At 69.1% G+C, this 13,678-nt stretch carries 11 protein-coding genes and 1 riboswitch; of the genes, 6 read left to right on the top strand and 5 right to left on the bottom strand.

Annotated elements, in window-relative coordinates:
• The first annotated feature begins 1 nt into the window (after position 1).
• Positions 2-1,384, top strand: a complete 1,383-nt coding sequence (locus tag AC07PA_RS17380; RefSeq protein WP_494607420.1) for an MATE family efflux transporter — start codon at positions 2-4, stop codon at positions 1,382-1,384.
• Here AC07PA_RS17380 and AC07PA_RS17375 read toward each other — a convergent pair.
• Entirely contained in the window at positions 1,359-2,699 is a 1,341-nt protein-coding gene (locus AC07PA_RS17375) for a protein kinase domain-containing protein (RefSeq protein ID WP_145696471.1), read from the bottom strand. The two genes, AC07PA_RS17380 and AC07PA_RS17375, sit on opposite strands and share 26 nt — an antisense overlap.
• A 334-nt stretch (positions 2,700-3,033) precedes the next feature.
• Here AC07PA_RS17375 and adh point away from each other — a divergent pair, with 334 nt between their 5' ends.
• Together adh and AC07PA_RS17365 are read left to right on the top strand one after the other, a co-directional pair.
• Entirely contained in the window at positions 3,034-4,554 is a 1,521-nt protein-coding gene (gene adh, locus AC07PA_RS17370; RefSeq protein ID WP_494607418.1) for an aldehyde dehydrogenase, read from the top strand.
• Between the two features lie 11 nt (positions 4,555-4,565).
• Positions 4,566-4,985 carry a DUF779 domain-containing protein gene (locus tag AC07PA_RS17365; protein ID WP_494607416.1) on the top strand — a complete coding sequence of 140 codons (420 nt, stop codon included), beginning with the start codon at positions 4,566-4,568 and terminating at the stop codon, positions 4,983-4,985.
• Positions 4,986-5,022: 37 nt separating this feature from the next.
• Here AC07PA_RS17365 and AC07PA_RS17360 read toward each other — a convergent pair whose 3' ends face one another.
• Positions 5,023-5,616, bottom strand: a complete 594-nt coding sequence (locus tag AC07PA_RS17360; protein ID WP_494607414.1) for a TetR/AcrR family transcriptional regulator — start codon at positions 5,614-5,616, stop codon at positions 5,023-5,025.
• 107 nt (positions 5,617-5,723) lie between these two features.
• Between AC07PA_RS17360 and AC07PA_RS17355 the strand changes: the two genes are divergently transcribed.
• Both AC07PA_RS17355 and AC07PA_RS17350 read left to right on the top strand, forming a co-directional pair.
• Entirely contained in the window at positions 5,724-6,461 is a 738-nt protein-coding gene (locus AC07PA_RS17355; protein ID WP_494607412.1) for an SDR family NAD(P)-dependent oxidoreductase, read from the top strand.
• A 20-nt stretch (positions 6,462-6,481) separates the two neighbouring features.
• Positions 6,482-7,279 carry an isocitrate lyase/PEP mutase family protein gene (locus AC07PA_RS17350; RefSeq protein WP_494607410.1) on the top strand — a complete coding sequence of 266 codons (798 nt, stop codon included), beginning with the start codon at positions 6,482-6,484 and terminating at the stop codon, positions 7,277-7,279.
• A gap of 12 nt (positions 7,280-7,291) precedes the next feature.
• Here the strand turns inward: AC07PA_RS17350 and AC07PA_RS17345 are convergent, their stop codons facing one another.
• The 3 genes from AC07PA_RS17345 to sbcB form a co-directional block, all read right to left on the bottom strand.
• The gene (locus AC07PA_RS17345) at positions 7,292-9,181 is read right to left on the bottom strand and encodes a sigma-54-dependent Fis family transcriptional regulator (protein ID WP_494607408.1); all 1,890 of its coding nucleotides are present in this window, start codon (positions 9,179-9,181) and stop codon (positions 7,292-7,294) included.
• 108 nt (positions 9,182-9,289) lie between these two features.
• Positions 9,290-10,540 (bottom strand): cystathionine gamma-synthase family protein, encoded by a 1,251-nt coding sequence (locus AC07PA_RS17340; RefSeq protein WP_494607406.1) that lies wholly within the window; start codon positions 10,538-10,540, stop codon positions 9,290-9,292.
• A 45-nt stretch (positions 10,541-10,585) separates the two neighbouring features.
• Positions 10,586-12,025, bottom strand: coding sequence for an exodeoxyribonuclease I (gene sbcB / locus AC07PA_RS17335; RefSeq protein WP_494607404.1), 1,440 nt, complete (start codon positions 12,023-12,025; stop codon positions 10,586-10,588).
• 66 nt (positions 12,026-12,091) lie between these two features.
• Between sbcB and AC07PA_RS17330 the strand changes: the two genes are divergently transcribed.
• Entirely contained in the window at positions 12,092-13,429 is a 1,338-nt protein-coding gene (locus AC07PA_RS17330) for a lytic murein transglycosylase (protein ID WP_494607402.1), read from the top strand.
• An 11-nt stretch (positions 13,430-13,440) separates the two neighbouring features.
• A riboswitch (cobalamin riboswitch) is annotated at positions 13,441-13,674 on the top strand.
• Positions 13,675-13,678 lie beyond the last annotated feature (4 nt).

Here is a 13,678-nt window from a genome sequence, read left to right as displayed (position 1 = left end):
CATGGCTGAAGCAAGCAGCACCACCCGGGGCCCCGTGCGTGCCCTGCTGGCCATCTCCTGGCCACTGATCGCCACCTACTCGCTGCAGGCCGTGGTCGGCGTGACGGATACCTGGTTCGCCGGCCGCATCTCGGCCGATGCCCTGGCCGGGCTGGGGGCGCAGACCTTTCTGAACCTGGCGGTCTTCGTAGGGCTGGGCGGCGTGGCGTTTGCCGTGCAGGTGCCGGTGGCCCAGGCCCTGGGTGCCGGCCAGGTGCAGGCCGCACGGGCCTACCTGCCCGCGGGCCTGCTGGCCGCCGCGCTCACCCTGCCCTGCTTTTGGGCGCTGGCCTGGGCCGGGCCCTGGCTGTTTGCCCTGTGGCAGTTGCCCGCGGAGTCCACCGCGCAGGCCGTGCAGTACTGGCAGCCGCGCATGGCGGGCGGGGTATCGGTGGTGCTGCTGTTTGCGCTGTCGAGCTACCTGGCCGGCCTGGGCCGCACGCGGGCCAGCCTGGGGGCCAACCTGGCGGCGGCCGTGGCCAATGTGCCGCTCAACCAGTGGCTGATCTTCGATGCGGGCCTGGGCCTCGCAGGTTCTGCCCATGCATCCACGCTGGCCAACCTGGTCGGTGTAGCGGCAGGGCTGGGCATGGTTCCCCGCGCGGGCTGGAGATCGTCCCTCGGCTCCCTGCGGGCCCGCACCGTGGAGCTGCTGCGCACCGGCCTGCCCATCGGCGTGGCCGCCGCGGCCGATGTGCTGGCGATGGCGTTGTTCCAGCTCCTGATGTCGCACATCGGCCCCGCCGAGGGTGCGGCCACCTTGCTGCTGCTGTCGCTCACCGGCCTGGCCTTCTGGCCGGCGCTGGGCCTGGCCACGGGCAGTGCCACGCTGGTGGGCCATGCCATGGGAGCGGGCCAGCGCCACCAGATAGCGCCCCTGGTGCGCGCCAGCCTGTGGCTGATGGCGGGCTGGATGGCCCTGGTGGGCGCCGCCATGGTGCTCGCCGGCCCGCCCCTGCTGGCGGCGCTGCTGGGCAGCGATGCCGGGGCCGGCGGCCAGGCCGCGCTGGCCCTGGCCACCTCGCTGCTCGGGCTGGTGGCCGCGTACCAGGTGCTCGATGCCATCAACCTGGGCAGTGCCTTTGCCCTGCGCGGCCTGGGCGACGTGCGCTGGGCCAGTACCGTCAACACCGTGTGCTCGCTGCTGCTGTTCGTGCCGCTGGCGGCATGGTTGTCACTCGATGCGCTGGGCGCCAGCGTGCCGGCCCTGGGCTGGGGCGCATGGGGTGGCTGGATGGCGGCGGCGCTGCTCAGCGCGGTGCTGGCTGCGGCCTTTCACGCAAGGCTGCGGTGGGTGCTGCGGGGTTTCCAGGAGAGCGTCAGCCCTGCTCGTCGTCCGGCGTGAACACCTGGCCGGCCACCATGTCCCATTCGGCGATCTGCTCGTTGGCGGCGACCAGCCGGCCCACCAGCAGCTTGATGAAGGCCTTGTCGAAGCGCGACTGCAGGTCTTCGGACGCCTCGCGCAGCGCGGGGTTGCGGATCTTGAGCACCAGCACCTCGGTCTCGGCCACGGCGGTGGCCGTGCGCAGGCGGTTGTCGGGGCGCAGGTAGGTCATCTCGCCCAGGGTCACGCCCGGGCCCAGGGTGCTCAGCGTCCAGCCCTGGCGGCTCACGGTCACCTGGCCCTCGATGAGGATGCAGAACGAGTCGCCGGGCTGGCCCTCGCGCATGAGCACCGTGCCCTGCTCCAGCCGGCGCCAGTTGCCCAGGCGCATCAGCTCCCACAGCGCCACGTCGTGGAAGTCGGCAAAGAAGGGCAGCTCGCGCAGGCGGCCGAAGCGCTCGGCCTCGGTGTCCTGCGAGCGCTGGCGCGGCAGGTCGCGGTGGGCGTCGAGCAGGGCCTGGGCGAAGTCGCCCCAGGTGGCAAAGCGGTCGGTCGGCTTCTTGGCCATGGCGCGCAGCAGCACCGCGTCCACATGCCCGGGCAGCGACACGCGCAGCAGGCTCGGGGGCGTGGGCTCTTCGTGGCTGATCTTGTAGAGCGTGGCGAAGTCGGTCTCGCCATCGAAGGGGCGGCGGCCGGTGAGCAGCTCGTACACCACGATGGCCAGCGAGAACATGTCGCTGTGGTGTGTGAGGTCTTCCTCGCGTACCTGCTCGGGCGACATGTAGGAGGGCGAACCCACCATGCCCGAGAGCTGCGTGGCATCGCTGCGCAGCGACAGCGCGGCGCCGAAGTCGGTGAGCTTGACGTCGCCGTTGGCGGCCAGCATCAGGTTGGCGGGCTTGATGTCGCGGTGCACCAGGCCTTCGCGGTAGGCGTATTCGAGCGCATTGCAGCACTTGAAGGCGATGTCCAGCACCTGGGGCACGGGCAGCAGCGCATCCGCCCGGGCATGGGCCGCCAGGGGCTGGCCGTCCACGTATTCGAGCACCAGGTAGGGCTGGGCGGCGTCCTCGTCGGCGTCGAGCAGGCGCACGATGTGGGGGTGCTTGAGCCGGCCAGACATGGCCGCCTCGTTGCGCAGCAGGCGCCGGTAGCGCTCGGCCTGGTCGGGCTGGGCCAGCAGGTGGGCGTGCATCTGCTTGATGGCCACGCGCTTGCCGCGGAACCCGTCGAGCCCCAGGTACACGATGCCGCTGGCGCCGCGCCCAAGCTCGCGCTCGATGCGGTACTTGCCGATGGTCGGGGGGATGAGGGTGGGCGTGGCGGTCATGGGCATCCGGGTGGCGATGCCCGCATTGTGGCAAAAGCCGCGGCCTGCAACCGCATGCGGCATCCCCACGCGTGGCTTTTTGCACGCCGGCAGCGGTCCGTGGTGTGCCGCAAGTGTCCCGCCCGCTGTTCCATTTCTGAACAAGGGCTGTGCCATGGCACACCGTGCACACGGCCTGGGCGCTGGCGGCAGATGGGGCCAAAGCCGCATGGATGCTGGGTTTGCGCGCTGCCAGCGCTCCCATGCTGCGGCTGGCACGGGCATTGCGCCCATCTACTGCTGCAGGCCCCACGACAGGGCCTGGCACAACCCAACCACCGCAGGAGACAAACGCATGAACATGGCAGAAATCGCGAGCCTCGGCATCGCCAACCCCTACAAGAAGCAGTACGGCAACTACATCGGCGGCCAGTGGGTGGCCCCCATCGACGGACAGTATTTCGAGAACAGCTCGCCCATCAACGGCCAGGTGTTCACCGCCATCCCGCGCTCCAACGACAAGGACATCAACGCCGCGCTGGACGCCGCCCACAAGGCGAAAACGGCCTGGGGCAAGACCTCGACCACCGACCGCGCCAACATCCTGCTAAAGATCGCCGACCGCATGGAGGCCAACCTCTTGACCATCGCCGTGGCCGAGACCATCGACAACGGCAAGCCGCTGCGCGAGACCATGGCCGCCGACATTCCCCTGGCCATCGACCATTTCCGCTACTTCGCGGGCGCCATCCGCGCGCAGGAAGGCGGCATCAGCGAGATCGACCACGACACCATGGCCTACCACTTCCACGAGCCGCTGGGCGTGGTCGGGCAGATCATTCCCTGGAACTTCCCCATCCTGATGGCGGTATGGAAGCTCGCCCCGGCCCTGGCCGCCGGCAACTGCGTGGTCTTGAAGCCCGCCGAGCAGACGCCCGCCTCCATCCTGGTGCTGCTGGAGATCGTGGCCGACCTGCTGCCGCCCGGCGTGCTCAACGTCGTCAACGGCTTCGGCCTGGAGGCCGGCAAGCCGCTGGCCAGCAGCCCGCGCATCGCCAAGATCGCCTTCACGGGCGAGACCACCACAGGCCGGCTGATCATGCAGTACGCCAGCCAGAACATCATCCCCGTGACGCTGGAGCTGGGCGGCAAGAGCCCCAACGTGTTCTTCGAGGACGTGATGGACGCCGACGACGGCTTCTTCGACAAGGCGCTCGAAGGCTTTGCCATGTTCGCGCTGAACCAGGGCGAAGTCTGCACCTGCCCGAGCCGCGCGCTGGTCCAGGAATCGATCTACGAGCGCTTCATGGAGCGCGCCCTGAAGCGCGTGGCCGCCATCAAGCAGGGCCACCCGCTCGACAAGAGCACCATGATCGGCGCGCAGGCCTCGCAGGAGCAGCTCGAAAAGATCCTCTCCTACCTCGACCTGGGCAAGCAGGAAGGCGCCCAGTGCCTGATCGGCGGCGAGCGCAACCACCTCGCGGGCGACCTGGCCGGCGGCTACTACATCCAGCCGACCGTGTTCAAGGGCCACAACAAGATGCGCATCTTCCAGGAAGAGATCTTCGGCCCCGTGCTGTCGGTCACCACCTTCAAGACCGAAGAGGAAGCCCTGGAGATCGCCAACGACACGCTCTACGGCCTGGGCGCCGGGGTGTGGAGCCGCGACGGCAACCGCGCCTTCCGCATGGGCCGGGGCATCCAGGCCGGGCGCGTGTGGACCAACTGCTACCACCAGTACCCGGCGCACGCGGCCTTCGGCGGCTACAAGCAGTCGGGCATCGGCCGCGAAAACCACAAGATGATGCTGGACCACTACCAGCAGACCAAGAACCTGCTGGTGAGCTACACCCAGGCGCCCCTGGGCTTCTTCTGAGCCCGCAGCCCATGGCCGATACCCTGGCCCACGAAGCCGCTTTGCCCGTCCAGGACACGGGCCCACCAGCCCGTGTCCTGGCCACGCCCGAGGCCCTGGAACTCATCGCCCGGCTGCACGCGCAGCACGGCCCGCTGATGTTCCACCAGTCGGGCGGCTGCTGCGACGGCAGCGCCCCCATGTGCTTTGCGCGCGGCGAGTTCCTGGTGGGCGACTCGGACGTGCTGCTCGGCCACATCGGCGGCGAGCCCTTCTACATGAGCCGGCCGCAGTTTGCGGTGTGGGAGCACACCCAGATCACCGTGGACGTGGTGCCCGGCGGGGGCGGCATGTTCTCGCTGGAGCGGCCCACGGGCCTGCGCTTCCTGATCCGCTCGCGGCCGTTCACGGAAGACGAGTCGCATGTGCTGAAACTGCACCCGGTGGCTTGACGCGAATCCCCCTGGCGCGCGCCGCGCCCAGGGGATTTCATTTTTCCGGCCAGGCAGCCATGGCGGTCCGGGCCATGTCCTCCAGGTCCGCCAGGTCGGCCCCATCGCGCCCCTGGATGGCCATGCCCTGCACCACGCCCAGGTAGAAGCGCGCCAGCCGGTCGATGTTCGTGGACTGCGGCAACTCGCCCGCAGCCGCCGCACGCTGGAGCCCCGCGCGCAGCTTGGCCAATGAGCCCTCGCGGGCATGCCGGGCCGTGTCGGGCGAGCCGCCCGGGCACTCCTCGCCCGTGGCCAGCGTCACCATGCAGCCCGAGGGCATGCCCTCCTGGCCCGCCACGACCCCGGCGGCAGCCAGCAGTGCTTTCTGCATGCCCGCGCGCACCGTGGCGCTGCCATCGACATGGTCCCAGATCAGTTCATTGGCCGCTGCGCTGTAGCGCCCGATGGCCTCTGCGTACAAGGCCTCCTTGCTGCCAAAGGCCGCGTACAGGCTGGGCGAGCGGATACCCATGGCTGCGCACAGGTCGTTCATCGAGGTGGCCAGGAAGCCCTGGCGCCAGAAAACCTCCACGGCGGCCTGCAAGGCGGCATCGCGGTCGAACGCTCTCGGTCGGCCCAGAACCGGCATGGAATCCATCCTTTCATCATTTTTGTGTTGATCGACACAATAAATCGATTGACAGCAAAGATCAATGCCGCAATCATTCTGTGTCGATCAACACAAAAAGGTAATTCATGCTGCTTTCCAACAAACGCGCCCTCGTCACGGGGGCCAGCCGGGGTATTGGCGCCGCGATTGCAAAGACCCTGGCCGCCGAGGGCGCCGACGTCGCCATCACCTATGAAAAGTCGGCCGACCTGGCTGCTGGCGTCGTCCGCGAGATCGAGGCCTTGGGGCGACGAGGCACCGCCATCCAGGCCGACAGTGCCGACGCTGCGGCCGTGCAGGCCTCGGTACAGAAGGCTGTGGCCTTCCTGGGCGGCATCGACATCCTGGTCAACAACGCGGGCATCTTCCACATGGGCCCGGTCAAGGACGCCGTGCTGACGGACATCGACGCGATCCTGAACGTGAACGTGCGCGCGCCGGTCATCACCAGCCAGGCGGCCATCCCCCACCTGGGCCAGGGCGGGCGCATCATCCACATCGGCAGCTGGTTCGCCGAGCAGGTGCAGTGGCCGGGCTTGAGCATCTACGCGATGTCCAAGTCCGCACTGGCCTCGTTCACCAAGGGCCTCGCGCGCGAGCTCGGGCCCGAGGGGATCACGGTGAACCTCGTGCAGCCGGGCGCCATCGACACCGACATGAACCCGGCCGCCGGGCCGCTGTCCGACCTGATCCGCCAGCCCATCGCCGTGGGCAAGTACGGCAGCGGCGAGGACATCGCCCACGCCGTGGCCTTCCTCGCGAGCGCCAAGGCGCAGTACATCACCGGCACTGCGCTCACGGTCGACGGCGGTATGCTCGCGTAAAGACTTATGGAGGAGACCCCTTGACCGCACCCGCAACCACTTTCCGCACGCTGCATGCCAGCCCGACCCTGCTGCGCCTGCCCAATGCCTGGGATGCCGCCAGCGCCCGGCTCTTCGAGAGCCTGGGTGCGACGGCCATCGCCACGACCAGTGCCGGCGTGGCCTGGTCGCAGGGCTACCCTGACGGCTACGCCATGCCCGTCGACGTGGTGCTGGCGTACGCGAAGAACCTGGTGCGGGTGCTCAAGGTGCCCCTGTCGGTGGACATGGAAGACGGCTATTCGGACGACCCGGCCCAGGTCGCCGACCTGGCCGCGCGCCTGGCGGGCGAAGGCGTTGCGGGCATCAACCTCGAAGACGGGCGCAAGCCCCCCGAGCTGCTGGCGCGCAAGGCCGAGGCGATCCGCGAGCGGCTGGCCAAGGACGGGCTGGACCTGTTCGTCAATGCGCGCACGGACGTGGTGCTGCAGCGCCTGGTCGATGAGGGCAGCCAGGCAGGTGAAGCCATCGCACGCGGCCAGCTGTACCGCAAGGCGGGCGTCGACGGCCTGTTCGTCCCCGGGCTCACCGATGCTGGGCAGATCAAGGCCATCGTGGCCGGTGTCGACCTGCCGCTGAACCTGATGGCCTGGGGCGGCCTGGCCAATGCCACGCAACTGCAGGCCCTGGGCGTGAAGAGGCTCAGCGCGGGCTCCGGTATCCCGCAGGTGCTGTGGGGCCATGCCGCGAAGCTGGCGACCGATTTCCTGCAGGGCGGCGAATCGGACAAGCTGCAGGGGCAGATCCCCTATGGGCAGATGCAGGGCCTGTTCAGCTGACCTGGACGTTGGTCACGCGACCTGGGCGCGCAGGTGCCGGTACACGGTATTGCGCGACACGCCCAGCGCACGCGCCACGGCCGACACATTGCCGCCCTGCGCGGCCAGGGCCTGGGCGATGGCGGCGGCGGTGATGGCCTGCAGGGGCTGCGCAGCCGGTGCCGCTGCAGGCCCTGGGGGCATGGCGGCAACCTCTTCGCACTCTTCCAGAAAATCCTCGGGCAGGTGCTCGCGCCGGATGACCGTATCGCCCTCGGCCATGAGCGCCGCCGTGCGCAGCACATTGGTCAGCTGGCGCAGGTTGCCCGGCCAGGCGCAGCGCGCGAAAAGATCCATGACCTCAGGGCACACGGGCAGCGGTGGCGAGCCGCCCTCGGCTCCTGACTGCTGGATGCGTTGCACGATGGCCGCCAGGTCGCTGCGCTCGCGCAGCGCGGGCAGGCGCACCACCAGGCCGTTGAGGCGGTAGTACAGGTCCTGGCGGAAGCTGCCCTCAGCCATCATCTCGCGCAGGTTGCGGTGGGTGGCGCAGACCACCTGGATGTCCACTTCGACCTGGCGCGTGCCGCCCAACGGGGCCACGCTGCGCTCCTGCAGCACGCGCAGCAGGCGGGCCTGCAGGGCCAGGGGCATGTCGCCGATCTCGTCGAGAAACAAGGTGCCGCCATGGGCCTGCACGATCTTGCCCGGGCTGCCCTTGCGCCGCGCGCCGGTGAAGGCCCCCTCCTCGTAGCCGAACAGCTCCGACTCGATCAGCGACTCGGGGATGGACGCGCAATTCACCGCCACGAAGGGCGCATGGCGCCGTGGCCCGTCGTGGTGGATGGCACGGGCCAGCAGTTCCTTGCCGGTGCCGGTCTCGCCCTGGATCAGCGTGGCGATGTCGCGGCCCAGCAGCTTGGTGACGCGGGCTATGGCCAGGGCCAGCACGGGGTCACCGGTATTGAGGTAGCGCAGGCCCGAGAGCCCGGAGGATCGGGCGGCGGCGCGCGCGGGTTCGGCCGGCCGGCCCGCGACCCACAGGCGCTCGGCCTGCGGCCGGTACGCGGGCCGGGCCATCACCGTCACGCCGCCCGGCAAGCGCAGCGTGAGCGACTCCGCGTGCCCCCTGCGGCAGTGGTCGAGCACCTGGCCCATGTCCACGCCGAACAGCGAGCCAAAGGTGTGGGCCTGCAGCGCGCTGTGCGACAGGCCCAGCTGGAACTGGCCGCTGCGGTTAGCCGAGAGAAAGCGCCCGTCGGGGCTGAAAGCGGCCAGGCCCTCGACCAGCGTGCCCAGGAACTCCGGCCGGGCATGGAAGTGCAGGCGCACCGCGTCCTCGTGCACCTGGTTCCAGAGGTGGTTTTCCACCATCTGGGCGGACATGCGCACCAGGGCCATGGTGTGCTTGCTCTGGCTGCGGTGGTCGCCGCTCACGTCCAGCGCGCCCAGCGCCCTGCCCTGCGGGTCCAGGATGGGCACGCACGAGCAGGTGAGGAACTGGTTGGCACGCAGGTAGTGCTGGCCGGCGTGCACCTGCACGGCCTGGCCCAGGGCCAGTGCGGTGCCGATGGCATTCGTGCCCTTGCGCTCCTCGGTCCACACCCCGCCGGGGCGCAGGGCCACGCGGTCGGCCCGGGCCACGAAATCGTCGTCGCCCAGGGCGTGCAGGATGACGCCCTCGGGATCGGTCAGCAGCACCATGCTGTGGGTGCCCGCGATCTGGTGGTAGAGCGTCTCCATCACCGGCAGCGCATGGTCGGCCAGGGTGCGGTTGCGCTGCAGCGCACAGCGCAGGTCGGCGCTGGCCAGGGGCATGGCATCCATGGCGTCCTGCGCGCGCAGGCCGAAGGCGGCCGAACGCGCATGGGCGTGGGGGATCAGGTCGCGCGGCGCCGCCAGGGCGGTTGGCTCCAGGTGCATGGGTTTGTCTCCTTGCGGCCGGGGCAGTCAGTGCCACCTGGCATTTCAGGAAACCTTAGCATGCCCAGCTTGGCGCCAGCTTGCACGGCAAGCCGGCACCAGGGGTTTTCAAGCGAGTGCCTGCGCGAAATCCGCCTGCAGGTCTTCGAACTCTTCGAGCCCCAGCGACAGGCGGATCATGCCGTCGCCAATGCCCATGTTGGCGCGCACGGCCGGGCCTGCCTCCCAGAAGATGGTGTGCGCCACCGGGATGATGAGCGTGCGCGTGTCGGCCAGGCCCGTGGCCTTGATCGGCAGTTGCAAGCGGTTGCAAAAAGCCAGGCATTGGTCGGCATCGCGCAGCTCGAAGGCCAGCAGCCACGAACCCGCCTTGAAGTGCTTGCGCGCAATCGCGTGCTGCGGGTGCGATTCGAGCATGGGGTAGTGCACGCGGGCAATCGCGGGGTGCTGCTCCAGCCATTGGGCCAGGGCCAAGGCCGTGGTGCTGGTGCGGTCCATGCGCAGGGCCAGGGTCTCGGCGCCCAGCGCCAGTTGGTGCGCGGCCTGCGACGAGAGCATGCCGCCCATGTCGCGCAGGCCCTTTTTGCGGATCTGCTGCAGGCCCCAGCCCTTGGCGTCGCCCTTGCGGTAGGGGGCGAAGATGTTGGGGTAGCTGCTCCAGTCGAACAGGCCGGTGTCGGTGACCGCGCCGCCCAGGGCATCGCCCAGGCCGCCGATGCTCTTGGTCAGCGAGTTGACGACCAGGCCCGCGCCCACGGTCACGGGGCGGAACAGGTAGGGCGAGGCCACGGTGTTGTCCACCACGTAGAGCAGGCCGCGTTCCTTGCACAGGGTGCCGATGGCTTCGAGGTCGGGGATCTGCGTGCCGGGGTTGGCAATGGTCTCCACGAACACCATGCGCGTGTTGGGGCGCACGGCGGCGGCGACCTGGGCCGCATCGGTCACGTCCACCGTGGTCACTTCGATGCCCAGGTCGGCCAGGGTACCAAAAACGCTGTTGGTGTTGCCGAAGACAAATTGGCTGGCCAGCAGGTGGTCGCCCGCCTTGAGCAGGGTGAGGAACACGGCGCAGACGGCCGCCATGCCAGTGGAGAACACGATGGTGCCCTGGCCACGCTCCATCTGCGTGACCTTGGACTCCAGGGCTGCAGTGGTGGGCGTTCCCTGGCGGGCGTAGTTGAAGCCGCCCTTGAGCGTGCCCTGGAACACACCGATCAGGTCTTCCACCTTGTCGTAGCCGTATTGCACGGAGGTGTGGATGGGTTGGTGCACCGCGCCGTATTCGGTGCCGGCCAGGCGGTCGGCGTGCACGATCTGGGTGGTGAACTGGCGGGTGGGCTTGTCGTTGCTGCTGCTCATGGGAATGCGGGCTTGCTGCTCTGCGGAATCGGGGAAAACAAAAACTCAGCGCTCGGGCGCTATCTGCTCGGCGTAATCGTACAGCGCGCCGAGGATGTCCTGGGTGCGGTCGTCGTCGGCGGTCTCCGACAGGTTATCGATCTCGGTGAACAACTGCTCCACCGTGCGCGCACCCCCGGCACCGTCGAACAGGCAGGCGGCGCGGTGCTTCTCCCAGCGCTCGTGCTCTTCGGGCGTGAGCGTCTGGGGGAAGTTGCGGGCACGGTAGCGCCAGACCAGCTCCTTCAGGCGCGCGTCGTCGAACGACAGGCGCGTGCGCGCCAATTTCTCGCCGCTCATGGCGCGCATGTCGGTGAGCTGGCGCCGGTCGCCATTGCCCACGAAGCCGCCGTACAGGTCCTGGTCCACGTCGGGCGTGGGCTCTTCGGGGCGGGCGAACACCTGGGGCCAGATGCCACTCATGTCGGGCAGCACGCGCGCGATCTCGGCGTGCTGCGCGGCCTGGGGCAGATCCATGTTCCAGTGCCTGGCGCGCTCGGCCGTGAGGGTGTTCACATTGCCCACGACCATGGGCGACTTGTTCAGATGGATGGTCTTGATCGGCAGGCGAGTCACGCCCTCGGGCAGGTCGGCCGCGCGCGAGAACATGCGCAGGCGGATCTCCTCCACGCCCATGCTGGCCAGCGGCGTCGGGTCGTGCGCCAGGTCCCAGGCGATCAGCTCGTTCTTGTTGGTCGGGTGGCTGGCCAGCGGCCACATCACGGCCAGACAGCCGCGCTCCACCGGGAACATGCCCGACACGTGCAAAAACGGCTTGGCCGTGATGGCCGTGGCCGGCAGGCGCAGCTCGGCGGCCACGCGGTCCTTCTTGTGCAGGCTGAGCGCGAAGTCGAAGAGCTTGGTGTTGTGCTGGCGGATGAGCCGCGCCAGGGCAATCGTGGCGCGCACATCCGACAGGGCATCGTGCGCGGCCTCGTGCAGCAGGCCGTTGGCCTTGGACAGGTGCTCGAGCTTGAAGCTCGGCGCACCGTCTTCCTTCTTGGGCCAAGTGATGCCGTCGGGGCGCAGGGCGTAGGTCATGCGCACCACGTCGAGCAGGTCCCAGCGGCCGCACTGGTTCTGCCACTCGCGCGCATAGGGGTCGATCAGGTTGCGCCAGAACATGAAGCGCGTGATCTCGTCATCGAAGCGGATGGTGTTGTAGCCCACGCCGATGGTGCCGGGGCGGGCCAGCTCGGCCTCGATGCGGGCGGCGAAGGCGTGCTCGGGCATGCCCTGCTCCAGGCACTGCTGGGGCGTGATGCCGGTGATCAGGCACGAGACCGGGTCGGGCAGGTAGTCGCTGGCGGGCTGGCAGAAGATGTTCAGCGGCTCGCCGATCTCGTTGAGGTCGGCATCGGTGCGGATGGCGGCGAACTGCGCGGGCCGGTCGCGCCGCGTGTTGGCCCCGAAGGTTTCGTAGTCGTGCCAGAGAAAGGTATGCATGAAATGAAATTGCTACGGTCAGAAACACCGGAACCCGCAAGTATGCCGGGCACGGGACAATGGGGAATGCCCATTTCGCTTGCCCCCCATTTTGCCCGCCGCGTCCTGCATGCCGCACCCCGCCCCGCCCTGACTGCTTTGGCCATGGCCTGCGCACTCGCCTTGCCAGGCTGCGCCACACCGCCCGCGCCCATCCCGCCTGCAGCGGCGCCCGCGCCACGGCCGCCCGTTGCACCGGTGGCACCCGCCCCGGTCACCAGCCCCACGCCCCAGGATACCGAGCAGGCAGGTTTTGCCGCCTGGATCGCCGGCTTCTCGCGCGAGGCCCTGGCCGCCGGCATCCGGCCGGCCACCGTGCAGCAGGTGCTGGCCCATGCCACACTGCAGCCGCGCGTGATCGAGCTCGACCGCGCCCAGCCCGAATTCAACCGCACGCCCTGGGCCTACCTCGACAGTGCGGTATCGGCCCAGCGCATCGCCCAGGGCCAGGCCAAGCGGGCCGAGCACCAGGCGGCCATCGACGCCGCGGCCACGCGCTACGGCGTGCCCTCCTCCATCATCACGGCCATCTGGGGCATGGAGAGCAACTACGGCAGCAACTTCGGCAACTTCCGCGCGGTGGATGCGCTGGCCACGCTGGGTTTCGAGGGCCGCCGTGCGGCCTGGGCACGCAGCGAATTGCTGGCCGCGCTGCGCATCCTGGACCAGGGCGACATCAGCGACGAGCGCATGGTGGGATCCTGGGCCGGCGCCATGGGCAACACGCAGTTCCTGCCCTCGGTCTTCCTGGCCTATGCGGTCGATGCCGACGGCGATGGCCACCGCGATATCTGGGGCAGCATCCCGGATGTGGCAGCCTCCACCGCCAACTTCCTCGCGCGCATGGGCTGGCAGGCCGGCCAGCCCTGGGGCGTGGAGGTGCGGCTGCCGCCGGGCTTCGACTACGCCCGCGCCGAGCAGAATGTGCGCCAGACGGCGGCCCAATGGGCCACGGAAGGCGTGCAGGGCATGGACGGACAGCCCCTGCCCCCTCTGGACGCGGCCTCCATCGCCACGCCGGCCGGGGCACACGGCCCGGCCTTCCTGGTCGGACAGAACTTCCGCACCATCCTGCGCTACAACAACTCGGTGAGCTATGCGCTGGGCGTGGGCCTGCTCGCGCGCCAGATCGACGGTGGCACTGGTGTGGTGGCTGCCTGGCCGCGCGACCTGGCGCCGCTGTCGCGCAGCCAGCTGCAACAGATGCAGACGCAACTCAACCAGCGTGGCTTCAATGCCGGCACGCCCGATGGCGTGATGGGCCCGGCCACGCGCGCAGGCTTGCGCCAGTACCAGCAGAGCACTGGCACGGTGGCCGATGGCTACCCCACGGCCGAGCTGCTGCAGCGCCTGGCCGCACCCTGATTAACAAACACATACAATCGCGCCCTGTTGGTGCTCGCAGTCCTCTTCTGGAATGCAGTTCAACGGGAAGCAGGAGGGCTTGGCAACCAGCCCGACCTGCGCTGCCCCCGCAACGGTCGGTGGAAAGGTCGCAAGACCAGGCATCTCCCTCATACATAGCCACTGGACGCGCACCGCGTCCGGGAAGGCCGGGGACGCTGTTTTTTCCACCCAGCCCGGATACCGGCCAACGAAGTGGTCCACAGGTTC

The sequence above is a fragment of the Acidovorax sp. GW821-FHT09B03 genome (genome assembly GCF_059418305.1).
The sequence above is the reverse complement of the archived record's forward strand: the minus strand, read 5'-3'. Positions and strand labels throughout refer to the sequence as shown.